General features: G+C 40.9%; 23 protein-coding genes, 1 tRNA gene and 1 other RNA gene. 24 read left to right on the top strand and 1 reads right to left on the bottom strand.

Annotation, left to right across the window (positions count from 1 at the left end; translation table 11 throughout):
* Positions 1–21 precede the first annotated feature (21 nt).
* The 24 genes from PVE40_RS06495 to PVE40_RS06380 all read left to right on the top strand — a co-directional run bounded on the left by PVE40_RS06495 (position 22) and on the right by PVE40_RS06380 (position 23,628).
* Positions 22–945 (top strand): F0F1 ATP synthase subunit gamma, encoded by a 924-nt coding sequence (locus PVE40_RS06495; RefSeq protein ID WP_274731072.1) that lies wholly within the window; start codon positions 22–24, stop codon positions 943–945.
* Positions 946–962: 17 nt separating this feature from the next.
* Positions 963–2,384: a F0F1 ATP synthase subunit beta gene (atpD, locus tag PVE40_RS06490; RefSeq protein WP_274731071.1), complete on the top strand. Its 1,422-nt coding sequence runs from the start codon at positions 963–965 to the stop codon at positions 2,382–2,384.
* A gap of 3 nt (positions 2,385–2,387) precedes the next feature.
* Positions 2,388–2,810 carry a F0F1 ATP synthase subunit epsilon gene (locus PVE40_RS06485; RefSeq protein ID WP_274731070.1) on the top strand — a complete coding sequence of 141 codons (423 nt, stop codon included), beginning with the start codon at positions 2,388–2,390 and terminating at the stop codon, positions 2,808–2,810.
* Between the two features lie 253 nt (positions 2,811–3,063).
* On the top strand, positions 3,064–3,294 hold the full coding sequence (locus tag PVE40_RS06480; RefSeq protein WP_274731069.1) for a DUF1146 family protein: 231 nt from the start codon (positions 3,064–3,066) through the stop codon (positions 3,292–3,294).
* Between the two features lie 90 nt (positions 3,295–3,384).
* On the top strand, positions 3,385–4,695 hold the full coding sequence (murA, locus tag PVE40_RS06475; RefSeq protein ID WP_274731068.1) for a UDP-N-acetylglucosamine 1-carboxyvinyltransferase: 1,311 nt from the start codon (positions 3,385–3,387) through the stop codon (positions 4,693–4,695).
* A 31-nt stretch (positions 4,696–4,726) separates the two neighbouring features.
* Positions 4,727–5,767, top strand: coding sequence for a rod shape-determining protein (gene mreB, locus PVE40_RS06470; RefSeq protein WP_274731067.1), 1,041 nt, complete (start codon positions 4,727–4,729; stop codon positions 5,765–5,767).
* Positions 5,768–5,779: 12 nt separating this feature from the next.
* Entirely contained in the window at positions 5,780–5,959 is a 180-nt protein-coding gene (locus PVE40_RS06465; RefSeq protein WP_274731066.1) for a DNA-directed RNA polymerase subunit beta, read from the top strand.
* A gap of 101 nt (positions 5,960–6,060) precedes the next feature.
* Positions 6,061–6,132: transfer RNA gene (locus tag PVE40_RS06460), tRNA-Arg, on the top strand.
* 135 nt (positions 6,133–6,267) lie between these two features.
* The gene (gene clpP / locus PVE40_RS06455; RefSeq protein WP_274731065.1) at positions 6,268–6,864 is read left to right on the top strand and encodes an ATP-dependent Clp endopeptidase proteolytic subunit ClpP; all 597 of its coding nucleotides are present in this window, start codon (positions 6,268–6,270) and stop codon (positions 6,862–6,864) included.
* Between the two features lie 353 nt (positions 6,865–7,217).
* Entirely contained in the window at positions 7,218–8,246 is a 1,029-nt protein-coding gene (locus tag PVE40_RS06450; RefSeq protein ID WP_274731064.1) for a sugar-binding transcriptional regulator, read from the top strand.
* A gap of 50 nt (positions 8,247–8,296) precedes the next feature.
* Entirely contained in the window at positions 8,297–9,301 is a 1,005-nt protein-coding gene (gene gap / locus PVE40_RS06445; RefSeq protein ID WP_274731063.1) for a type I glyceraldehyde-3-phosphate dehydrogenase, read from the top strand.
* 103 nt (positions 9,302–9,404) lie between these two features.
* Positions 9,405–10,595, top strand: coding sequence for a phosphoglycerate kinase (locus tag PVE40_RS06440; RefSeq protein ID WP_274731062.1), 1,191 nt, complete (start codon positions 9,405–9,407; stop codon positions 10,593–10,595).
* 26 nt (positions 10,596–10,621) lie between these two features.
* Positions 10,622–11,380: a triose-phosphate isomerase gene (tpiA, locus tag PVE40_RS06435; RefSeq protein WP_274731061.1), complete on the top strand. Its 759-nt coding sequence runs from the start codon at positions 10,622–10,624 to the stop codon at positions 11,378–11,380.
* Positions 11,377–12,906 (top strand): 2,3-bisphosphoglycerate-independent phosphoglycerate mutase, encoded by a 1,530-nt coding sequence (gene gpmI, locus PVE40_RS06430; RefSeq protein WP_274731060.1) that lies wholly within the window; start codon positions 11,377–11,379, stop codon positions 12,904–12,906. The genes tpiA and gpmI overlap by 4 nt, the downstream gene beginning before the upstream one ends.
* Before the next feature lie 95 nt (positions 12,907–13,001).
* The gene (eno, locus tag PVE40_RS06425; RefSeq protein WP_274731059.1) at positions 13,002–14,303 is read left to right on the top strand and encodes a phosphopyruvate hydratase; all 1,302 of its coding nucleotides are present in this window, start codon (positions 13,002–13,004) and stop codon (positions 14,301–14,303) included.
* Positions 14,304–14,480: 177 nt separating this feature from the next.
* The gene (locus PVE40_RS06420) at positions 14,481–15,293 is read left to right on the top strand and encodes a DUF1015 domain-containing protein (RefSeq protein ID WP_274731058.1); all 813 of its coding nucleotides are present in this window, start codon (positions 14,481–14,483) and stop codon (positions 15,291–15,293) included.
* A gap of 78 nt (positions 15,294–15,371) precedes the next feature.
* A complete protein-coding gene (gene secG, locus PVE40_RS06415) occupies positions 15,372–15,605 on the top strand; it encodes a preprotein translocase subunit SecG (protein WP_274731057.1) in 234 nt (77 codons plus the stop codon).
* A 123-nt stretch (positions 15,606–15,728) separates the two neighbouring features.
* Positions 15,729–16,493, top strand: coding sequence for an alpha/beta hydrolase (locus PVE40_RS06410; RefSeq protein WP_274731056.1), 765 nt, complete (start codon positions 15,729–15,731; stop codon positions 16,491–16,493).
* On the top strand, positions 16,490–18,784 hold the full coding sequence (gene rnr, locus PVE40_RS06405; protein WP_274731055.1) for a ribonuclease R: 2,295 nt from the start codon (positions 16,490–16,492) through the stop codon (positions 18,782–18,784). Before PVE40_RS06410 ends, rnr begins: the two co-directional genes overlap by 4 nt.
* 18 nt (positions 18,785–18,802) lie before the next feature.
* Positions 18,803–19,261 (top strand): SsrA-binding protein SmpB, encoded by a 459-nt coding sequence (smpB, locus tag PVE40_RS06400; RefSeq protein ID WP_274731054.1) that lies wholly within the window; start codon positions 18,803–18,805, stop codon positions 19,259–19,261.
* A gap of 181 nt (positions 19,262–19,442) precedes the next feature.
* The gene (locus PVE40_RS06395) at positions 19,443–21,428 is read left to right on the top strand and encodes a fructose-1,6-bisphosphatase (protein ID WP_274731053.1); all 1,986 of its coding nucleotides are present in this window, start codon (positions 19,443–19,445) and stop codon (positions 21,426–21,428) included.
* 17 nt (positions 21,429–21,445) lie between these two features.
* Entirely contained in the window at positions 21,446–22,228 is a 783-nt protein-coding gene (locus PVE40_RS06390; protein WP_274731052.1) for a histidine phosphatase family protein, read from the top strand.
* A 57-nt stretch (positions 22,229–22,285) separates the two neighbouring features.
* Positions 22,286–22,652: a transfer-messenger RNA gene (gene ssrA / locus PVE40_RS06385) on the top strand.
* Positions 22,653–22,770: 118 nt separating this feature from the next.
* Complete coding sequence (locus PVE40_RS06380; RefSeq protein WP_274731051.1) at positions 22,771–23,628, top strand: metallophosphoesterase family protein; 858 nt, start codon at positions 22,771–22,773, stop codon at positions 23,626–23,628.
* Positions 23,629–23,801: 173 nt separating this feature from the next.
* Here the strand turns inward: PVE40_RS06380 and PVE40_RS06375 are convergent.
* The coding region (locus PVE40_RS06375; RefSeq protein ID WP_274731050.1) for a transposase at positions 23,802–24,131 on the bottom strand (330 nt) is incomplete at its 5' end.

Raw genomic sequence — 24,131 nt, 5'->3', positions numbered from 1 at the left:
GTCATAAAGTGAGGTGAGAGAATGGCTTCATCGTTAATTGATATAAAGAAAAGAATAGCTTCTACTAAAAAAACGAGCCAGATTACAAATGCAATGCAAATGGTTTCGGCTTCTAAATTGACACGTTCCGAGCAAAAAGTGCGTCGCTATCAAGAATATGCGCATAAAATTAGAGAAATTGTTACGCATATTGCTGGAGCAGAACTGACTATTTTGGAAGAACAAGGTCACGCATATGCGCAAGAACAACAGTTAATTAATTTTCATGACTTGTTAATCGAACGACCTGTGAACCGAACTGCTTATCTGATTATTTCTAGCGATAAAGGATTGGCAGGAAGCTACAACAGCTCCGTACTGAAATCCAGTCGTGAAATGGTTCGTTCTGATCATGCAAGTGATGAAGAATACATGGTGATTACGATTGGTGAAACACTCGCACTTGATTTAAGAAAAAATGGCATTAAGGTAGAACACGTTGTGCCAGATCTTGGCGATCAGCCTTCTTTTGAGAGTGTACGCAGTATTGTCAGCCAGATTGTAGAACATTACCGATCAGGGGATTTTGATGAGCTGTACGTTTGTTACAATCATCATATCAATGCATTGCTCTCTGAGTTCCGTGCAGAGAAAATGCTGCCTTTATCTGATTTAGATCCAGATGAAGCAGAAGAATATGAAGTAGATTATTTATTTGAACCGACAAAAGAAGATATTTTAGAGGTATTACTGCCACAATATGCAGAGAGCTTGATTTATGGAGCCATTATTGATGCAAAAACCGCAGAACATGCTTCTCGAATGACAGCAATGAAGAGTGCTACTGACAACGCAGCCAACTTGATCAGTGATTTAACCATCCAATACAATCAGTTGCGACAAACTGCGATTACGCAAGAAATCAACGAAATCGTTGGTGGAGCAGAAGCGCTAAAAGAGAAATAAAGGGGATGCATAAATAAATGAGAAAAGGACAAATTGTGCAAATAGTTGGGCCAGTAGTCGATGTTAGCTTCCCCCTAGAACAAGGACTTCCTGACATTAATCACGCCTTAAAAGTAGAAAAGAATCGTGCAGATGGTTCTGTTCAAACAATCGTATTAGAAGTATCGATTCAATTGGGGAACGGTGTAGTCCGTGCGATTGCGATGGAATCAACAGATGGCTTGCAACGAGGACTTGACGTCATTGATACTGGACATCCGATTCGAGTTCCAGTCGGAAAAGAAACGTTAGGCCGTGTTTTTAATGTACTAGGGGATACAATTGATAGAGGTGAATCTTTTAGCGAGGATTTCCCTCGGACTTCTATTCATAAGCCTGCACCTAAATATGCGGACCTAAGTAGTAACTATGAAATCTTAGAAACCGGAATTAAAGTAATTGACTTGCTTGCCCCTTACTTAAAAGGTGGGAAAATCGGTTTATTCGGTGGAGCTGGAGTTGGAAAGACCGTACTGATTCAGGAACTAATCCATAATGTTGCAGAAGAACATGGAGGAATTTCTGTCTTTACGGGTGTAGGTGAACGGACCCGTGAAGGGAACGACTTGTACTACGAAATGAAGGAATCAGGTGTAGGTGAACGGACCGCTATGGTGTTCGGCCAAATGAACGAACCACCTGGCGCGCGGATGCGTGTTGCTTTGACAGGATTGACAATGGCAGAGCATTTCCGTGACGAAGAGCATCAAGATGTACTACTGTTTATCGACAATATTTATCGGTTTACTCAAGCTGGTTCAGAGATTTCAGCTTTGTTAGGTAGAATGCCTTCTGCAGTAGGATATCAACCAACCCTTGCGACCGAAATGGGTGACTTGCAAGAACGGATCACTTCTACGCAAAACGGATCGATTACTTCGATTCAAGCTATTTATGTACCAGCAGATGACTATACCGACCCGGCTCCTGCAACAACCTTTGCCCACTTGGATGCTACAACAAACTTGGAGCGTCGTCTGACTGAGCAAGGAATTTATCCTGCCGTTGACCCATTGGCATCGTCTTCCAGTGCTTTGGACCCTTCTATTGTAGGGGAAGAACACTACGAAGTGGCAACAGAAGTACAACGCATTTTACAACGTTATCGCGAACTTCAAGATATTATTGCCATCTTAGGAATCGATGAACTTTCTGATACAGAAAAAGAGTTGGTAGGACGTGCAAGACGGATTCAATTCTTCCTATCACAAAATTTCCACGTGGCAGAAGCCTTTACCGGTATCCCAGGCTCTTATGTTCCCGTTCAAGAAACGATTCGCGGATTCAAGGAAATCATCGATGGCAAACATGATGATGTTCCGGAAGAAGCATTCCGAAATGTGGGAACAATTGAAGAGGTTCTAGAAAAAGCAGGACAATTAGGCTACAAAGGGGTGTAACAAATGGCTGTTTTATTAGTAAATGTAATTACTCCAGACGGCACAATTTTTGAGCACCGCGCCAAAGAAGTCCATGCACAAACCACAGATGGCGGAATTACGATTCTACCAAGCCATACTCCCATTATTGTTCCGCTTGCCATTGGTGAGTTGATTGTCACTCGGGTGACCGATGAGTTACAGCAAAACCATATAGCAGTCAGTGGTGGGATCATGGAAGTACGAGAAAATAAAGTGAACGTGATTGCCAATACCGCGGAACGGGCACGCGATATTGATATTGACCGAGCAGAGCGAGCGAAAACAGAAGCGGAAAAACGGATGAGTGAAGCAAGAGAAACGAAAAATAGCCAAGAATTTATTCGTGCTAAAGTTTCTCTAGCAAAAGCCATCAACCGGATTGGTGTATCTGATAAAAGGATTTAATTAGGAAAGCTCTCCTTGAAGGGGAGCTTTTTTCTTATTTTTTTATCCTTTGAATTCGAATTGTTTGCGATTTTTAGTTCAAAATAGTTCATTTTCAAGAAAAATGCCGTTATAATAGGTTCAAGCAATGATTTGTAAAAACAGTTTCAAAAAAACTGTCACTATCTTGTAAAGATTAAAAAAGACTGAAGCTGTTTTTTTTTCAAATGTTTTATGGTAGTATAGTTTGAGACTATGAGGAGGTGTAATGATAATGGACTATCTATTCACATTTGGTCTGTTAACGATTCTTTCTCATATGTTATTTATTTTTTTGGCTTTTTGGGCAATGAAAGCCATGCGAATTGAGAAATGGATTCGTAAGAACCATGAACAAGAGGCGAGAATTTTGTACTTCTTTCTCTCTATCGCATTAGGCTACACGGTTAGCTCTTTTTTCTTGGAATTTATTGAAATTTCAAGGAACTTAGCGCTGCTACTTTAAGATGGATAAATATGAAATTAAAATGGTAAACACTTAATCAATTGGAACGTTATAGAGCAGATGAACGAGAAGTGTCGGAGGGATAATAGAATGGAAAAAATGATTGTTCGAGGCGGAAACCGCCTAGTTGGAACAGTGAAAGCTGAAGGGGCAAAGAATGCTGTGCTTCCCATTGTTGCAGCGACAATCTTAGCATCAAAAGGAAAAACGGTATTAACGAATGTGCCGGTTCTTTCTGATGTTTACACAATGAAGAATGTATTGAAACACATTAATATTGATATTGAGTTTGATGAAGAAACAGGTACGATTGTAGCCGATGCATCTGGTGATGTAGATTGGGAAGCTCCATTTGAATATGTAAGTAAAATGAGAGCATCGATTGTTGTTATGGGACCATTGTTGGCTCGTCTTGGAAAGGCAAAAGTTGCACTACCAGGCGGATGTGCGATTGGTACACGTCCAATCGACTTGCATTTAAAAGGCTTTGAAGCGATGGGAGCAACCATCAAGATTGAAAAAGGCTTTGTTGAAGCGTACGCTGAAAAATTAAAAGGTGCGCGTATTTACTTGGACTTCCCAAGTGTAGGAGCTACTCAAAACATCATGATGGGAGCTGTTTTCGCTGAAGGAACTTCCATCATCGAAAATGCGGCTCGCGAACCAGAAATTGTGGACTTGGCTAACTTCCTAAATCGTATGGGTGCGAAAGTTTATGGTGCCGGTACCGAAGCAATCCGTATTGAAGGGGTAAAAGAATTAACAGCTACTGAACATTCTATTATTCCAGACCGTATTGAAACAGGAACATTCATGGTGGCAGCTGCCGTAACAAACGGAAACGTCTTAATCGAAGATGCCATCGCAGATCACAATAAACCCCTGATTTCTAAACTAAAAGAAATGGGCGTTTCTATTGAAGAAGAAGTGAATGGATTACGAGTAATTGGACCAAAAGTTCTAAAAGCAACGGATGTAAAAACAATGCCACACCCTGGATTCCCAACAGATATGCAAGCACAAATGACAATTGCGCAATTGCACTCTCATGGAACAAGTACAATGACAGAAACGGTATTTGAGAACCGTTTTATGCACTTAGAAGAATTACGTCGCATGAACGCTAATTTCAAAGTAGAAGGTCAAACCGTATTGCTCTATGGCGATTCAAATTTACAAGGTGCAGAAGTAGCAGCTTCTGATTTACGTGCAGCAGCGGCCCTTATTATTGCAGGCCTACTAGCAGAGGGGTATACTAGAGTAACGAATTTATATCATTTAGATCGCGGCTATTATCATTTCGACCGCAAGTTGCGCAATCTTGGAGCTGAAATCGAACGAGTAAACGAAGAAGAGAGCAAAGTATTGACGAAACAAGATTTGGACGCATTATTTGTATAATAGCGTTCCTGAGTAGTAAGGGGGGAATAATTTGGCTAAAGACATAGGAATTGACTTAGGTACCGCGAATGTTTTGATTCATGTGAAAGGAAAAGGAATCGTTCTGAACGAGCCTTCCGTAGTAGCATTGGATACAGCAACGAATAAGGTACTAGCAGTCGGCGCAGAAGCATATCGTATGGTAGGGCGTACACCGTCCAACATCACGGTGATTCGTCCGCTAAAAGGCGGAGTAATTGCTGACTTTGACATTACAGAAGCAATGCTTACACACTTTATTAACCGTTTGAATGTAAAAGGATTATTAACAAAGCCAGACATCTTGATCTGCTGTCCAACAAACATCACGGCAATCGAACAAAAAGCAATTATTGATGCTGCAGAAAAAAGTGGCGGTAAAAACGTCTACTTGGAAGAAGAACCAAAAGTAGCGGCAGTTGGTGCAGGACTTGATATCTTCCAACCAAATGGAAACATGGTCATTGATATTGGTGGAGGAACGAGCGATATTGCAATCCTATCACTAGGAGGTATTGTAACCAGCAATTCATTGAAAATGGCAGGAGACAAGCTAGATGCCGACATCAGTAACTATGTGAAACGCGAACATAAATTACTAATCGGTGAACGTACCTCTGAAGACATTAAGATTAAAATTGGTACGGCTTTGTTGCCAGAGAAGATTGAGAGTATGGAAATTCGTGGTCGTGATATGGTAACTGGGTTACCAAGAACAATCAGTATTACTTCCGAAGAAGTTTACCATGCGATGCATGAAACTTTGATGCTGATTGTGGAACAAGCAAAAGATGTATTAGAAAAAACGCCACCTGAACTAGGTGCCGATATTATCAATACAGGAATTGTCTTAACAGGCGGCGGTTCTTTGATACGAAATATTGAAGAGCTGTTTAGTGGTGAATTAGAAGTACCAGTATTTTCTGCGGCAGATCCACTTGATTCTGTAGCAATAGGAACTGGTATCCTATTAGAAAATATGGGTAAACAAAGACAAGCAAAGAGCAGAAGTCGTTCGTTTTTACGAAGACTATTTCAAAGAAGCAGCATGTAAAGGAATGAACTTATGAAATTCGACTTTAAGCCAATTATCAGAACGATTGTATGGATTATTCTTTTTATTGTTTTGGCAGTAGTTCTATTCGCAATAGGATTAATGGTTGGCTATAGTGTGCTTGGCGACGGGGAAGCAATGCAAGTTTTCGAACCTGAAACGTGGCAGCGCATCTTGGACTACGTGCGCTAACACTTCTTCCTTATTGAAAGGGAAAAGCTGAGAAGTTTTCCCTTTCATTTTTTATAAACCATTGAACGAACGGAAAAGCTGTGGTACAATTATACTGTTGTGTCGCCTTAGTGTAATGGATATCACTCAAGATTCCGGTTCTTGCGATGGGGGTTCGATTCCCTCAGGCGACGTAGATCATTCGGGATCCGGAACGTTTTTCGTTTCGGATCCTATTTTGTTTTTCAAGGTGTATTTGTTGACCTTTTTTGACCTTTGAGGTAAAATTATTTCGAAAGCAATAGAAAGTAAAATCAGGAGGAATGAACATGAATTTAATCCCTACAGTTATTGAACAATCTTCTCGCGGTGAACGCGCCTATGATATTTATTCAAGACTATTGAAAGACCGAATCATTATGTTGAGCGGCCCGATTGATGATGACACGGCTAATTCTGTAATTGCACAACTTTTATTCTTAGATGCGCAAGATCCAGAAAAAGATATTTATATCTACATTAACTCACCAGGCGGATCCGTTTCTGCTGGGCTAGCAATTTTTGATACAATGAACTTTGTAAAATCAGATGTTCAAACCATTGCAATGGGTATGGCTGCATCAATGGGTAGCTTCCTATTAGCTGCTGGTACAAAAGGGAAACGTTTTGCGTTGCCAAATGCAGAAATTATGATTCACCAACCACTAGGTGGAGCTCAAGGACAAGCGACTGAAATCGAAATCGCTGCACGTCACATCTTGAAAACACGTGATACATTGAACCGTATTTTGTCCGAAAGAACCGGTCAACCAATCGAAGTGATTGAACGTGATACAGACCGTGACAACTATTTGAGTGCACAACAAGCAAAAGAATATGGTCTTGTTGACGAAGTAATGGAAAGCTCCAAAGACTTATCTAAATAAGAACAGATGAAGTGGGTTCGTGAAAAAATATAACCTAACTTATTAAGCCGCAACGAGCGCAAATAAAGACCACCTCTACTGGCAGTAGGGGTGGTCTTTTTGCTATGTAGGATCGAACTTTATCCGTGTACGTTGTTAAAATTGAATGTTTTTAAATAGCTAAACGATTATTTTATGAAAGATGTGGGACTTAATTCGACCACTTCTTGTGAAAAGAAAAAGAGAAAATAGTATAAAACAGTTGTAAATGCTACTGTTTATTGATAGAATAAGTGTTGTAAGGATTTGCAATGCCACAAACAATGAGCAAAGACAGGTCTTAAAACGACCAACCAGAAGAAATGAGGGGTACGATGAAAGATTCTATTTCGGTCTTACAAAAAATCATCCCCGATTTGATAAACGTACTACAAAATCGCTATCAAATTCTTGAAACGATTCAAGCCCGAGCTCCCATCGGAAGAAGGGCTTTGTCAGAAACCTTGCATCAATCTGAACGGACGCTCCGTACAGAAACTGATTTTTTGAAAAAGCATGGTTTGTTGACAAGTTCCAAAGCAGGGATGGAATTGACCCATAAAGGGAAAAAAGTCTTTCATGCTTTAGAAGAAGTAATGGATCGTTTGATGAGAATGGATACAAAAGAAGAGGGACTAGCAAAAAAACTAGGGCTTCAATTTTGCCGGATTGTTCCAGGAGATGTGGATGAGAATCCAGATGTTTTAGAAGAACTCGGACGAGAAGCAGCTTCTTTGTTTGATGAATTACTCCCAGAAGGAGAATTTGTTGTAGCAGTGGCTGGTGGTAGTACGATGGCAGCGATGGCGCGGATCATGACAACAGACTTGTCGAAGCAACGACATTTCACGTTTGTTCCAGCGCGGGGCGGACTAGGTGAATTAATGTCTATTCAAGCCAACACCGTTAGTGACTTAATGGCGCAAGCAACGGGCGGAGAAAACACGGCCTTGTTTGTACCGGATAACTTGAGCGAATTAGCGCTTGCATCCTTGCAGAATGAACCATCAATCAGACAAACAATTGATAAAATGAAATATGCGAATTGCTTGTTATATAGCATTGGAAATGCTAAAGTGATGATGGAACGGCGTAAAATGTCAGAAGAAGAAAAAAAGACATTACGTGAAAAAAAACCAGTTGGTGAAGCCTTTGGATGTTACTTTGACAAAGAAGGTCATATTGTTCACCGACTATCCCGCTTCGGTCTCCAGATTGAAGATGTGGAACGGATTCCTTATGCGATAGCCATAGCAGGAGGGAATTCAAAAGCGCAAGCCATTGAAGCTTACGCACACATCGCACCTACACATACATGGCTTGTAACAGATGAAGGTGCTGCTAACTTGATTTTAAAAGGGTAATCCCCTTTAAAATAAAAATATTTGATTATCCTGAAGGAGGAAATCTTAGTATGACAACAAAAATTGCAATTAACGGTTTTGGACGTATTGGACGTCTTGCTTTCCGTCGCATTCAAGAACTAGAAGATATTGAAGTGGTGGCAATCAACGACTTAACAGACGCAAAAATGTTGGCACATTTATTGAAATATGATACTACACAAGGCAGATTCAATGGTGAGGTAGAAGTTCATGATACTCACTTTACTATTAACGGTAAAGATATCAAAATCTTCTCTAACTCCAATCCTGCTGACAATCCATGGGGAGAGTTAGGTGTAGAATTCGTTCTAGAATGTACTGGATTCTTCAACAGCAAAAAAGCTGCAATGGCTCATATCGAAGCTGGTGCAGAACGTGTATTGCTATCTGCTCCTGCAGGAAGCGACATCAAAACAATCGTTTACAATGTAAACCATGAATCATTAACAAGCGAAGATATTATTGTTTCTGGTGCTTCATGTACTACAAACTGTTTAGCTCCTATGGCTAAAACATTGAATGACAATTTTGGTATCGTAAGTGGTTTGATGACTACAATTCATGCTTACACAGGTGACCAAAACACATTGGATGCTCCACACCGTAAAGGCGACTTCCGTCGTGCTCGTGCTGCAGCAGAAAACATCATTCCTAACACAACTGGTGCTGCTAAAGCAATCGGTGATGTATTGCCAGAATTGAAAGGTAAATTAGATGGAGCAGCACAACGTGTTCCTGTTGCAGCTGGTTCTCTAACTGAATTAGTAACAATCCTTGATAAGAAAGTTACTGTTGATGAAGTCAACGCAGCTATGAAAGCAGCAGCTAACGAATCTTACGGATACACTGCTGACGAAATCGTTTCTTCAGATATCGTAGGTATGACTTTCGGTTCATTGTTCGACGAAACTCAAACAAAAGTAATCGATGCAGGCGACAAACAATTGGTTAAAACTGTTGCATGGTATGACAATGAAATGTCTTACACTGCTCAATTAGTTCGTACGCTAAAATACTTCACTCAATTAGCTTAATAGATAAGTCAATCCAATAGCTGGATCGTAGTGAACGAAAAGCGGGGAAGCAACGCGCTTCCCGCTTTTTTTTATGGAAAAATACTAAAGGGGGTTCCTTTTTATGACAAAGAAAGTAGTTACTGATTTAGATGTAGCAGGTAAGAAAGTATTAGTTCGTGCAGATTTCAACGTACCAATGAAAGACGGCGAAATCACGAATGACAACCGGATTGTTCAAGCATTGCCAACAATCAAATATCTGATCGATAACAAAGCAAAAGTTATCCTTTTCTCTCACTTAGGTAAAGTGAAAACAGAAGAAGATAAAGCGAAGTTGAGCTTGAAACCAGTCGCAACTCGTTTAGCTGAATTGTTAGACCAAGCGGTTCCGTTTGTAGCAGAAACACGCGGTCAAGAATTAGAAGCGGCAATCAACAGCCTACAAGACGGTGAAGTAATGATGTTTGAAAACACTCGTTTTGAAGACATTGATGGTAAGAAAGAAAGCAAAAACGATCCTGAATTAGGTAAATACTGGGCAAGCCTTGGCGACCTATTCGTAAACGATGCATTTGGAACAGCGCACCGTGCGCATGCTTCAAACGTAGGAATTGCTTCAAATCTTGAATCAGCAGCAGGCTTCTTGATGGATAAAGAAATCAAATTCATCGGTGGAGCAGTAGATAACCCAGCACGTCCTTTCGTAGCGATCCTTGGTGGAGCAAAAGTTAGTGACAAGATTGGCGTAATCGAAAACTTGTTGAAGAAAGCAGACAAAGTTATTATCGGTGGAGGAATGGCCTTTACTTTTGCGAAAGCTCAAGGAAAAGAAATCGGTACTTCCTTACTAGAAGTAGATAAGGTTGATCTAGCGAAAGAATTGCTTGAAAGAGCAGGAGACAAACTAATCTTGCCAGTAGACGCACGTTTGGCTACTTCTTTCAGCAATGATGCAGCAGCAGGTGTCGTTTCTATTGATGAAATCCCAGCTGACAAACAAGGGTTGGATATCGGACCTGAATCAGAAGCATTGTTTGCAAAAGAGTTGCAAGGTGCAAAAACAGTTGTATGGAACGGACCAATGGGAGTATTCGAATTTGAAAACTTCGCACAAGGTACAATTGGTGTCTGTGAAGCAATTGCTAAACTAAGTGATGCAACAACAATCATTGGTGGTGGCGACTCTGCAGCAGCAGCGATGCAATTAGGATTTGCGGATGACTTTACGCATATTTCTACTGGTGGCGGCGCATCATTGGAGTACTTAGAAGGTAAAGAACTACCAGGAGTAGCAGCAATTTCTGACAAATAATACTTTATTTGCAAGGAGGATTATACATGCGTAAACCAATTATCGCAGGAAACTGGAAGATGAATAAGACTGCTGAAGAAGCACGTCAATTTATTGATGCAGTGAAAAATGAAATTCCAGGAAATGACAAAGTGGATGCCGTTATCGGTGCTCCAGCACTTTTCTTAGAAAGCATGGTAATGAACACAGAAGGTACGGAGCTAAAAGTTGCTGCACAAAATTGCCACTTCGAGGACGAAGGAGCCTTCACAGGTGAAATCAGCCCGAAAGCTTTGGGTAATTTAGGCGTGAATTATGTAATCGTTGGACATTCTGAAAGAAGAGAATTCTTCCATGAAACAGATGAAGACATTAACAAAAAAGCACATGCGATCTTCCGTAACAATATGGTTCCGATCCTTTGTTGTGGTGAAACGCTTGAGCAACGTGAAGCGGGTGAAACTGCTGAATGGATTAAAGGGCAAATTACAAATGGATTGAAAGATTTTACCGAAGGACAAGTTTCTGAATTGGTTATTGCTTATGAACCAATTTGGGCAATTGGAACTGGCAAATCTTCTAGCGCAGAAGAAGCGAACGAAACATGCGGTATTGTCCGTGAAACAGTTCGTGAATTGTTTGGCGGAGCAGCAGCAACTGCTGTACGCATTCAATACGGCGGAAGTGTGAAGCCAGGAAATATTCAAGAATATCTAGCTCAAGAGCACATTGATGGTGCCCTTGTTGGTGGAGCAAGCTTGGAAGCAGAATCTTTCTTGCAACTATTGGAGGCAGTGAAAGAATGAATAAAAAACCTGTAGCAATCATCATCTTGGACGGCTTTGGTTGTCGTACGGAAACGGTCGGAAATGCGGTTGCGCAAGCAAACAAACCAAACTTTGACCGTTATATGAAAGAATTTCCACATGCAACAATGCAAGCTTCTGGACTAGCCGTTGGTTTACCAGAAGGGCAAATGGGGAATTCTGAAGTGGGACATACCAATATTGGAGCAGGACGCGTTGTATATCAAAGTTTAACGCGGATTGACAAAGCAATCCAAGATGGTGAGTTCTTAACAAACCCAGCTCTAGCGGGCGCATTTAACCATGTAAACGGACACGATTCTAGTTTGCACCTATTCGGTTTACTATCTGATGGGGGCGTTCATAGCCACATTAACCATCTGATTGCTTTGATTGAAAGTGCAAAAGCAAAAGGAGTCAAAAAACTGTATTTTCACGCATTCCTAGATGGCCGTGACGTAGATCCGCATGCCGCTCCAGGATACACTCAAACCGTTGAAGATGCAATGGAACGAATTGGGTTAGGTGAGATTGCTTCTGTATCTGGTCGATACTATGCAATGGACCGTGACAATCGTTGGGAACGTGTGGAGCAAGCTTATCAAGCAATTGTTCATGGTGTGGGAAGAAAACATACTTCTGCACAAGACGTTGTGACTGAAAGCTATGCAAACAACGTAACGGATGAATTTGTTTTACCAAGTGTGATTGTCCGAAATGATAAGCCGATTGGTACAGTGAAGGATAATGACGCAGTCATTTTCTTTAACTTCCGTCCAGACCGTGCCATTCAACTTTCGAACGCCTTCACGAACCCTACATGGACTGAATTTGATCGTGGCATCCACCCACAAAATGTTAAATTTGTGACCATGACCTTGTATCAAGAAAGCGTGATTGCAGATGTAGCATTCCCTCCTATTGCGTTAGAAAACGTAGTAGCAGAAGTGCTCTCAAAACATGGAAAAACGCAATTGCATATTGCTGAAACCGAAAAATATCCACACGTTACCTTCTTCATGAACGGCGGCAAGCATGATCCATATGAAGGAGAAGACCGCATTTTAATTCCTTCTCCAAAAGTGGCAACTTATGACTTGAAGCCAGAAATGAGTGCGTACGAAGTGGGCGATGCGTTGATGGCAGAGATTGATGCAGATAAATATGATGCAATCATCTTGAACTTCGCAAACCCAGATATGGTTGGTCATTCAGGGATGCTTGAACCAACCATTAAAGCTATTGAAGCAGTAGATGAAAACCTAGGACGTGTTGTTGATAACATCTTGGCTCACGATGGTACTGCAATTATTTTTGCTGACCATGGGAATGCTGATACCATGATGACGCCAGAAGGAAACCCACATACTGCTCATACAACCGTTCCAGTTCCTGTTATTGTTACCAAAAAAGGTGTTCAATTAAGAACAGACGGTAAACTTGCCGATGTAGCACCAACTATGTTGGAATTACTCGGTATTGAGAAACCTGCAGAGATGACCGGAGAGTCCTTAATTATTAAATGATGAGGAAGTTACGGAAATGATTGCAATCAACGTCAAAGTTGACTAAAATATATATGTTAAACCAAGTATTGTTTTTGAAAAAAGGAGAGAAAAAAATGCCATACATTACAGATATTTTGGCTAGAGAAGTACTCGATTCACGTGGTAATCCTACAGTAGAGGTAGAAGTTTACACAGAAAGCGGCGCATTTGGTCGCGGAATGGTTCCATCTGGAGCATCCACTGGTGAACACGAAGCAGTTGAATTACGTGATGGAGACAAAGACCGTTACTTGGGTAAAGGTGTCTTAAAAGCTGTTGAGAACGTAAACGAAGTGATTGCAGACGCAATCATCGGCTTCGACGTACGTGACCAATTGGCAATTGACCGCACAATGATCGAATTAGATGGTACACCAAACAAAGCTAAATTGGGTGCAAACGCAATTCTAGCAGTATCCATTGCTGTAGCTCGCGCAGCTGCTGACTACTTGGATGTTCCTTTGTACCAATACTTAGGTGGATTCAATACAAAAGTATTGCCAACACCAATGATGAACATCATCAACGGCGGATCTCACTCTGACGCACCAATCGCTTTCCAAGAATTCATGGTTCTTCCTGTTGGAGCACCTACATTCAAAGAAGCATTGCGTTGGGGAGCAGAAATCTTCCATGCATTGAAATCAATCTTGAAAAAACGTGGTTTGGAAACTTCTGTTGGGGACGAAGGTGGATTCGCACCTCGCTTCGAAGGAACTGAAGACGGCGTTGAAACAATTCTAGAAGCAATCAAAGCTGTAGGTCTTGTACCAGGTAAAGATGTTTACCTAGGATTTGACTGTGCATCATCTGAGTTCTACGAAAATGGCGTATATGATTACTCTAAATTCGAAGGCGAAAATGGAGCAAAACGTAACTTTGAAGAGCAAGTTGCTTACTTAGAAGAGTTGGTAAACAAATACCCAATCATCTCTATTGAAGATGGTATGGACGAAAACGACTGGGAAGGTTGGAAACTTCTAACTGAACGCCTAGGCGAAAAAGTTCAATTGGTTGGTGACGACTTGTTCGTGACAAACACAGAAATCCTTTCAAAAGGAATCAAACAAGGAATTGGTAACTCAATCCTTATCAAAGTTAACCAAATCGGTACTTTGACTGAAACGTTTGATGCAATTGAAATGGCTAAAAAAGCTGGATACACAGCTGTTATCTCTCACCGTTCTGGTGAAACAGAAGATGCAACAATTGCTGATATCTCAGTTGCTACAAATGCTGGCCAAATCAAGACTGGTTCATTGAGCCGTACAGACCGTATTGCTAAATACAACCAATTACTACGCATTGAAGATCAATTAGGCGAACTAGCTGTTTACGAAGGCCTAGAAGCTTTCTACAACTTAGCTAACAAATAATAGATTCCCGAAGACCTATTTCTACTCCGGTAGAGGTAGGTCTTTTTTCTGTAGCCAACTTTGTCACAAAATGTTTTCATTTCTTTTACTATAAATCTGTTATAATATGCATGAATGTTATTGCTGAGATAAAAAGAAAACACTTACAAAATCAAAGTACAGAAAAAGGGTGAAAATATGGTGAAAATAAAGCCGTTTCGGGCAATTCGACCCAGTTCATACAATGTGGATCATGTAGCTAGTCCATTTTATGATGTATTAAGTCTAGAAGAAGCAAGAGAAATAGCCTACTCTAATCCAAAATCATTTCTACATGTAGAGCGCGCAGAAGTAAGTTTAGCCGAACAATTTGTAGATGATCGTGAAAAAATATTCAAACAAGCAAAAGAAAACTTGTTGACGTTTATCGAAAACAAGTGGCTGATTCAAGACCATAAGGAAGCGTACTATTTGTATCGATTACATCGAGAAAATGAATACCAATATGGATTAGTCGCAACGATTGCCGTTGATGAGTATGAAAAAGGTAATATTGCCTACGAAGAACCGCCAGAATTTGAACGCAAATTCGACGTTACGGGTTATTTGGAATCTAGCGGAGCACATACTAGCCCGGTTATTCTGAGCAGTCCTAGAAACGAGAAGCTCGACCAGTTGCTAGCAAATTTCCGTGCTACTAAATTTCCGGTATATATGTTTGAGTCGGAAGATGAGGAAGACGACAGTAATCATTGTGTATGGATGATCAAAGAAGAATCATTAGTTAAAGAAATCACTCGTATTTTCCAAGAGGAGATAGGTGGATTGTCCATTATATCCGGTAGGCACTTATTTGAATCAGCGAAAGAAGTCGCTGAAAGACGTAAAGAGGCGAATCTGAATGCGAATCCGAATGCAGAATATAATTTCTTTTTAGGCATTATTCACGCTAACACAGACGAGTTGGTAACATGGCCATTAAGTGGACTGTTTATCCACGCATTTGAGTAAGAAATTTAGTCGCCTAATCTAGAATCTGACGTTTGTTTGTGCTATAGTAAATAGTAGTATTTAAAGGAGGTCCCCCTATTGTACGACGTCTTATTGATTGCTCTTATTATTGTGTCAATCTTGTTGATTATTACCGTTGTGATGTTACCATCAAAAACGAATGCAGCAAGTGCCCTAAGCGGCGGAGCAGAACAACTATTTGGAAAACAAAAAGCTAGAGGATTTGAAGCTGGACTCAGACGTACCACCGCATTACTTGGAACGATATTCATTGTGATTGCCTTGGTACTTGCATATTTATCATCAAACTAGGCTAAACCACGGGGTAGGGACAACGGTTCCTGCCCCTTTCTTTATCTCAAATTATGTGTCTGAGTGGGATTTTCCTCTTTCTTCAAGTACAATAAAGAGAGAATGTTGCAGAGGAGTTTTCAAATGAAATCAATGAAATTACCAGAATCTTTCTTTTTTGAGAAGGGAAAGAGAGCGGTCTTGTTGTTGCATGCTTATACAGGAAGTGCTAATGACATGCGTTTATTGGGACGCGAGTTAGAACGAGAAGGCTATACGGTATATGCACCACAATTCACGGGGCACGCGACCCATCGCTTTGAAGATATTCTGGATATAGGCAGTCCTGAAAAATGGATCAAGGATGTAGAGGAAGCTACACAGTTTCTGCGTAATAAGGGATACAATGAAATTGCAGTAATGGGTCTTTCGCTTGGTGGCGTCATGGCGACCCGTGCACTTGAAATTGGTGATTATATTGGAGGAGGATCCTTTAATTCACCAGTATTTCAAGTAGGGGAAAGTCATGTGCCAGCAGCATTTGTCAATTACTACCGTTCCTTCAACCAACGTTTGGGTATGGACAAGGAAGAACTTCAAGCCGGTACGGAGCGCATTAAGAAAAAATTGCCAGAACAGATGAAAGAAATTGGAGCATTTTCCAAATTAGTTCAGGAAAATATAGACAAAATTACGGTCCCTTACTATATCGCTTCAGCTGGGAAAGATGAATTAATCGACCCAGAGAATGGAACAGTATTGCGGGATGCATTATCTCAAGCAGAGGTTCACTACTATCATTTTCCAGAGGCTACTCATGTCATCACAGTGGGAGCCAACCGGAAAGATTTTGAAGAGTCCGTTAAGACATTTCTGGCACAATTAGATTGGAAAGAAGGGAAATTATGACGACCACACAGAACATCCAAGAACAAATAAAACGTTACTTGAATGATAATCCAAGCGGTTATACAGTCAAACAGCTTAGTGTCGCTTTAGGCTATGATACAGCTGCTGATTTCAAGCAACTCGTAAAAGCAATCGCACAAGCAGAAGAAGAGGATCAGATTGTTCTAGGGAAAGACGGTAAATTTCGTATCAAGGGGAACCGTTCTACGTTAACGGGTACATTCCGTGCCAACGATCGTGGATTTGGTTTTGTGCAATATGATCCGAATGAAGATGATGTTTACATTTCCCGAGAGCATACAGGGAGTGCAATGGAAGGAGACACGGTAGAAGTTACGGTTACTAGTAAACCAGAGCCGTGGAACAATAAAGGGCCTGAAGGAAAAGTAGTAGCCATTTTGGAGCGGAAAACGGGGCGCATTGTTGGTGAATTCTTCCCTTATGATTCAAAGAGAAGAGAGGAAACGGGTTACTTAGGTTACGTTGTCCCTCAAGAAAACAAAATTAAAAATATAGTCGTATACATCTTGCCAGAAGGTGTGCAACCAGTTGAAGGCAGTATTTGTGTGGTCGAAGTGAAAGAATATCCGACCGCTGAAAATCCAGTTGCAATGACCGGTTTTGTCACACAAGAAGTAGGTCATAAAAATGCACCTGGAGTGGATATTTTGTCTATCCTGTATAAATTTGGGATTCCAACGGAGTTTCCAGCAGATGCGATGGAACAAGCAGAAAAAGTTTCTTTTGAGATACCAGCTGAAGAAATTGCTAAACGTAGAGACTTACGGGACGAGAAGATTATTACAATCGATGGAGCAGATGCGAAGGACTTGGACGATGCCATTTCCTTTAAGCAACTGGAAAATGGCAACTACCTGTTAGGAGTCCATATTGCTGATGTGTCTTATTATGTAACCGAACAATCTCCGATTGACCGAGAAGCATATGAACGTGGTACCAGTGTGTATTTAACAGACCGTGTGGTGCCAATGCTGCCTCAGAAGCTATCCAATGGGGTATGTTCTTTGTTACCAAATGAAGAGCGTCTTGCCATGTCTTGCCAAATGGAAATTGATGGCACTGGGAAAGTCGTAGATTATGACATTTTCCCAAGTGTAATTATTTCGAATCAGCGATTCACTTATACCGCAGTAAACGAGATTTTAGATGAACGCAAACGTGAAACACGTGAGCAGTATGTAGACTTCATCGACATGCTTGAAGGAATGAAGAAGCTGCATAAGATTCTGGAGAAGAAACGGAAATCTCGCGGCTCCATCGACTTTGATACAAATGAATCAAAAATTGTCGTAGACGAAGAAGGTCATCCACTCGATATTTATGTGGTTCAACGCGGCGTTGGAGAACGTTTGATTGAATCATTCATGCTCTCCGCGAATGAAACGATTGCGGCGCACTTTACAAAACGTAATCTGTCATTCATGTATCGTATTCATGAGCAGCCGGATCCAGCGAAAATGCTTCGTTTTATGGAATTTGTGACGACTTTTGGAATCATGGTGCGTGGTTCGAATGAGAACATCAAGCCAAAACAGTTACAACAAATTCTGCAGCATACAGAAGGGGAAGCGTATAATGCAGTTGTTTCAACAGTGCTCTTGCGGAGCATGAAGCAGGCGAAATACGATTCCGAGCCAGTAGGTCACTATGGTTTAGCTACGAAAGATTATACTCATTTCACTTCACCGATTCGTCGCTATCCGGACTTGATTGTCCATCGTCTCATTCGAGAATATGGGAATACAGAAGACATGACTGCGACCAAAGAAAAATGGGCTGGGAAATTACCAGACATCGCGATTCAAAGTTCTGTTACAGAGCGCCGATCCGTTGATGCAGAACGCGAAACAGAATCATTGAAGAAAACAGAATTCATGGTCGATAAAGTCGGAATGCAATTTGAGGGTGTAATCAGCTCTGTTACAAAATTTGGGATTTTCGTTGAGTTACCAAATACGGTAGAAGGCTTGGTACATATTTCTAATATGAAGCAAGACTACTTTAACTTTATCGAAAGTCACATGGTTCTTTTAGGAGAACGAACGGGAATTGTATACCGCATCGGGCAACGGGTGAAAATTGAAGTAACACGTGCAGACATCGATTCAAGAGAAATTGACTTTGCGATTGTTGAAGACCAAGAATGGACGGTCTATGACGAAGAGATGCGCGTCTCAACTAAAAAGAAAAACAAGAAAACGAATAAGCCGGAAAGGGATCAAAAGAAAACCGGCAAAAAACGTAAACCGATGAAAAAGAAACGTAGATAAGAAATTGAGGGGACGCTTATGCCAAAAGGAGAAGGAAAAGTTCTAGCCCAGAATCGTCAGGCAAGTCATGACTACACGATTTTAGAAACGATTGAAGCTGGAATGGTCTTGCAAGGGACGGAGATAAAGTCAATCCGGGCTGGAAAAATCAATTTACGTGACGGCTATGTATCAATCCGAAATGGAGAAGCTTTATTGCAGAACGTTCATATCAGCCCCTTTGAGCAAGGGAATATCTTTAACCATGATCCCTTGCGCACGCGGAAGCTGTTGATGCACAAGAAGCAAATCATGACCTTGGTTGGACAAGTAAAAAGTGAGGGTGTTACCTTAATCCCACTGAAAGTCTATTTGAAGGATGGATTTGCTAAGGTACTCATTGGTGTCGCCAAAGGGAAGAAGAAATACGATAAACGAGAAGCTTTGAAGCAAAAAGACATCAAGCGAGAAGTAGACCGAGCGTTAAAAGAACGATAAAAAAGAATGCGACAAAACACTGTATACAAAATAGTGTTTTGTCGCATTCAATATGTTTACGATGATTACGTTTTATTCCTTGATTTACTCTGTTCTTTTTGTGAAATAAAAGATATGATATAGGTAGTTATAGAATTAGTAAATATAACGATATAATGAAAAAATAAACGGAGGTGATCTCATGGTCGTAGGAAGAGATAAATATTTGCGCCTGTTGGCTAAACAGTATCCAACGATGGCAGACACCGTAACGGAGATCATCAATTTGGAAGCAATCATGAATCTACCGAAAGCTACGGAGCATTTTATTAGCGACTTACACGGAGAGTATGATGCAGTGCAACACGTTTTGAGGAACGGATCAGGAAATATCAAAGAAAAGATTCGAGAGATTTTCCAAGGTCGTCTTAGTACGAGAGAGATGAATCAGCTTGCCGTTATCGTTTATTATCCAGAAGAGAAGATTGATTTCATTCTTGCAGAATTAGAGAGTGAAGAAGAAATTGAGGAGTTTTTCACCCTCACAACTACGCGGATTACGGAACTTTGTGCGTTCGTCTGTTCCAAGTACACACGCTCTAAAGTGCGGAAAGCATTGCCGCCTGATTATGCGTATATTTTGGAAGAATTGCTCTTCAAAGACAGTATCATGACGAACAAAGAAGATTACTACGACAAAATCATCGGTACCGTTATTTCCTTAAAACGAGGAAAAGAATTGATTACAGCTTTCGCATACTTGATCCAGCGCTTAGTTGTCGATCATTTACACGTTGTTGGAGATATTTACGACCGTGGCCCGTACCCAGACAAGATTATCGACACATTAATGAATGATCAAGAACTAAACATCCAGTGGGGAAATCATGACGTATTATGGATGGGAGCTGCGAGCGGTTCAGCCGCCTGTATGGCTAACGTAATCCGGATCTGTGCCCGATACGATAATTTAGAAATTATCGAAGACGCGTACGGAATTTCACTACGTCCGTTGATGCTCTTTTCAGAGATGAATTATCCAGAAGACAACTATGAGCCATTCCTACCTAAGATTGATCCAAATGGGGAAGAGAAGATTTACCCAGAAGAAATCCGCCAAATTGCTAAAATGAATCAAGCTATTTCGGTGATTCAATTCAAGTTGGAAGGAGAAATTATCAAGCGCCACCCTGAATTCGAAATGGAAAATCGTCAATTACTTTCAAAGATTGACTTTGAAGCAGGAACGGTAGAAGTGGATGGGATCGATTATCCGGTTCGTTGCAACTACTTCCCAACGGTTGACCCAAAAGACCCGTTCAAGTTAACGGAAGAGGAAGAAATCGTTGTGCAGCGGTTAATGGAAGGTTTTCTGAACTCCGAACGACTGCATAAGCATATCCAGTTCCTGTTCAGTAAAGGCAGCTTGTACCTCACTTACAACGACAACCTCTTGTTCCACGGCTGTGTGCCATTAAATGAAGACGGAAGTTTTATGTCCATGACGATTAATGACAAGCAGTACTCGGGGAAAGCTTTACTGGATAAATACGAGGATGTGTTGCGGAAAGGGTATCTGAACCGCAAACGTCCAAAAGAAAACGAACGTTATCTCGATTATATTTGGTACCAATGGGAAGGGAAAGCCTCTTCTCTGTTTGGAAAAGATAAAATGACAACGTTCGAGCGCCTTTATATTGAAAATAAAGAAACACATATTGAAAATAAAAACATTTATTACGAAGAACGCGATAATCTGGACGTTTGTTGTAAAATTTTAGAAGAGTTTGGCTTGGATCCTCAAAAAGGGCATATTATTAATGGCCATACTCCTGTAAAAGAAAAACGTGGCGAGAACCCATTAAAGGCAAATGGCAAACTAATTGTCATTGATGGTGGATTTTCTAAAGCATACCAGCCTACGACTGGACTTGCAGGGTATACGTTGTTGTATAATTCATTTGGGATGCAGCTCGTTTCCCATCAACCTTTTACTTCTGTAAAAGATGCGATTATCAATGAGAAGGATATTGTCTCCACTCGCCGGATAGTTGATAAGGAATTAAAACGAAAAACCGTACGTGAAACAGATGTTGGCGTACGTTTGATGCAACAAGTTCAAGATCTACAACAACTTCTAAAGGCTTACCAAGAAGGTGAGATTGTAGAGCGAGTAACGAAAAAATAAGATAGGTTAGGTGAATCATGTCAAAAGGTGTTACATTTTATTTTATGCGTCACGGTGAAACCTATTTAAATCAATATAACCGGATGCAAGGTTGGTCGGATGCACCGTTAACGAACCGCGGGAAACGCGATGTGGCAAGAAGTGGTGCTGGTCTTTCTGATGTGAAATTTGACGCTGTTTACTGTAGCGATTTAAGACGTACATTTGAAACTGCACAAATTATTCTCAAAGAGAATGAAATGGTTGAAAAGCCAAAAGTAGTAGCCATGCCAGAGTTTCGTGAGATTTTCTTTGGTTCATTTGAAGGTCTGGATGCACCCGAAACATGGGCTAAACTATGGAAATTCTTAGGCTACGAGGATGGAATCGATTATTCAGATCACCGCTCTGTTATCCAAGAACTAAACGGGATGCGCAAGATGGATCCTTACCATGAGGCAGAGGATTACTTGACCTTCTGGCTTCGAGTAGAAAGAGGATTAATTAAATTAATTGACGAACACCGGGAGACCGGCAGGAATATATTGGTCGTATCTCATGGGATGACCATTCGAAATATGATCCATGCTTTAATACCGGATTTCGAGATTGACCGTCACTTGGATAATGCCAGTATTTCGGTTGTCAGCTATCACGAAGGATTCTACCATCTTGAGAAATTCAACAGCATTGAACACTTTGCGCCGGACAATACGTACAACAAAGAAACAGAACCGGCAACACACAAAATTATGCCGCTCGACAAAGATGAAGACGATGAGCTGCCGCTCGTTACGAGCGAGTCAATTGACAAAAAGTAAGAATCCTGTATAATTAAGGGTGCTCCAGTAGAAGGAGTGCCCTTTATTTTTTATAAAGGGGATGTTACGGATTCGACAGGCATAGGTCGAGCTTTTGATGCGCTTCGTAGGTTACGGCTACGTAAAAACGTTCCAGTTAAATATAACTGACAAAACTAACAATAATACTTTAGCTTTCGCTGCGTAAAAGTAGCTAGCTAAGATCCTCTTGGTATCGCCCATGTACTCAAGTAAGGGTCTCACTCATAGTGGGCTACGCTGAAACCTTCCACCTGTAGGAATCAGAAGAGATCAATCAGGTTAGCTGCGTGTGATGCCTGTTAAACGGCTAGCACAAAGCGAATTCTAAATCGTTTAACTATGAGCGTAGATTTGGAAGTGCCGATATGTTTGGACGCGGGTTCGACTCCCGCCATCTCCATATTTTTACAAAAACCCGAGACTTGGTTCTCGGGTTTTTGCGTATAACCCTGATTATTTTTTCTTTTTTGTACTTTACAGTATACTGGTAGTAAGACAAAAGTCATTCAGAGGTGAAATGTATGTTTACAAAACAAAGGTTGACTGGAGCTTATGAGAATGCACGCGTTGAATACTTCGATGAAACGACTAAATATGTGTTTTTTAGTGATCATCATCGAGGCGACGGAAGTTTGGCAGATGAATTTACTCGTAATCGAAATATTTTTCAGTATGCAATCGACTACTACTACAAAAATGGCTATACCTATGTAGAAGCAGGAGATGGCGATGAGCTATGGGAATATCCTGATTATCGTCATGTCAAAAATGCCCACCCAGAAGTCTTCGACAGCATCAAGAAGTTCTACGATGACGACCGCTTTATCCTCATGTTTGGGAACCACAACATTTACCTGAAAAATCCAGAATATGTAGAGAAGCACTATTACACCAACTACGATGAATATACGGAAACTTTTTTTGATTACTTGAAAGGCATTAAACCGATTGAGGCATTATTGCTTAAAAATACTCACACAGGTCAAGAAATTTTAACGGTTCATGGTCATCAAGGCGATGCGCCCAATGACCAGTTTTGGTTCCTCACTATGCTTTCCTTGAAGTATTTCTGGCGTTTCTTGCATGCCTTCGGGATTCGTAATCCATCCAGTCCCGTTAAGAACATCAATCGGCGGCATAAGATTGAAAAAAACTATTCAAAATGGATTGCAGAAAACAAGATGATGCTCATTTGCGGTCATACGCATCGCTTTAAGTATCCGAAAAAGAACCAACTGCCGTACTTTAATATCGGTTGTTGCGTCTATCCAACCATCATTACTGCCATTGAGTTGAACGGCGAAGAGATTGCGTTGGTGCGTTGGAAAATAAAAAGCAATAAACCTGAATTATTCATACTTCTAAATTTTCCTTATTAATTTAGGAAAACCGTTGGTTTATACTTTTTTATCATTGTATTCCGAATGTGAATCGCACCATTGTTTCAAATTTTGTTTGCGTTCAAGAATCAGTACGAAAAACTTCCGGTTTTTGGGCGCACGATCCCCTTGGAATTCATTAATTTTTTTAAAATTTCAGTTGGCTCTCGGCCCTACCAACAGAGTTGCTGGATTTTGTCCAATAAGTGGTAGAACAGGTTTTGGTAGACATGGGAAGAGCTCGTCTTCAAAAAAAACTTTCGGCCGCTGCGGACCAGCTTGCCAGCCACTTTGAAGAGGCGCAGGCGCAAGGTGTCTACTTGGAAGGCCGCTTCTTTCGCCGGTAAACAGATTGTTTTCATGAAGTTGACCAGGTTGTAAGCCAAGAGGCTTACCATCATCCGGCCATGGTTTTCCAGAAAACAGGAGCTATCCGTCTTGTCGAAATGGAAACCGTTCTTCGCTTCCTTGATATAATTCTCCATGGTGCCACGCTTGTGGTA

The sequence above is a fragment of the Jeotgalibaca caeni genome, assembly GCF_028863945.1.
In the GTDB taxonomy this organism is placed as follows: Bacteria; Bacillota; Bacilli; order Lactobacillales; family Aerococcaceae; genus Jeotgalibaca; species Jeotgalibaca caeni.
The sequence above is the reverse complement of the archived record's forward strand: the minus strand, read 5'-3'. Positions and strand labels throughout refer to the sequence as shown.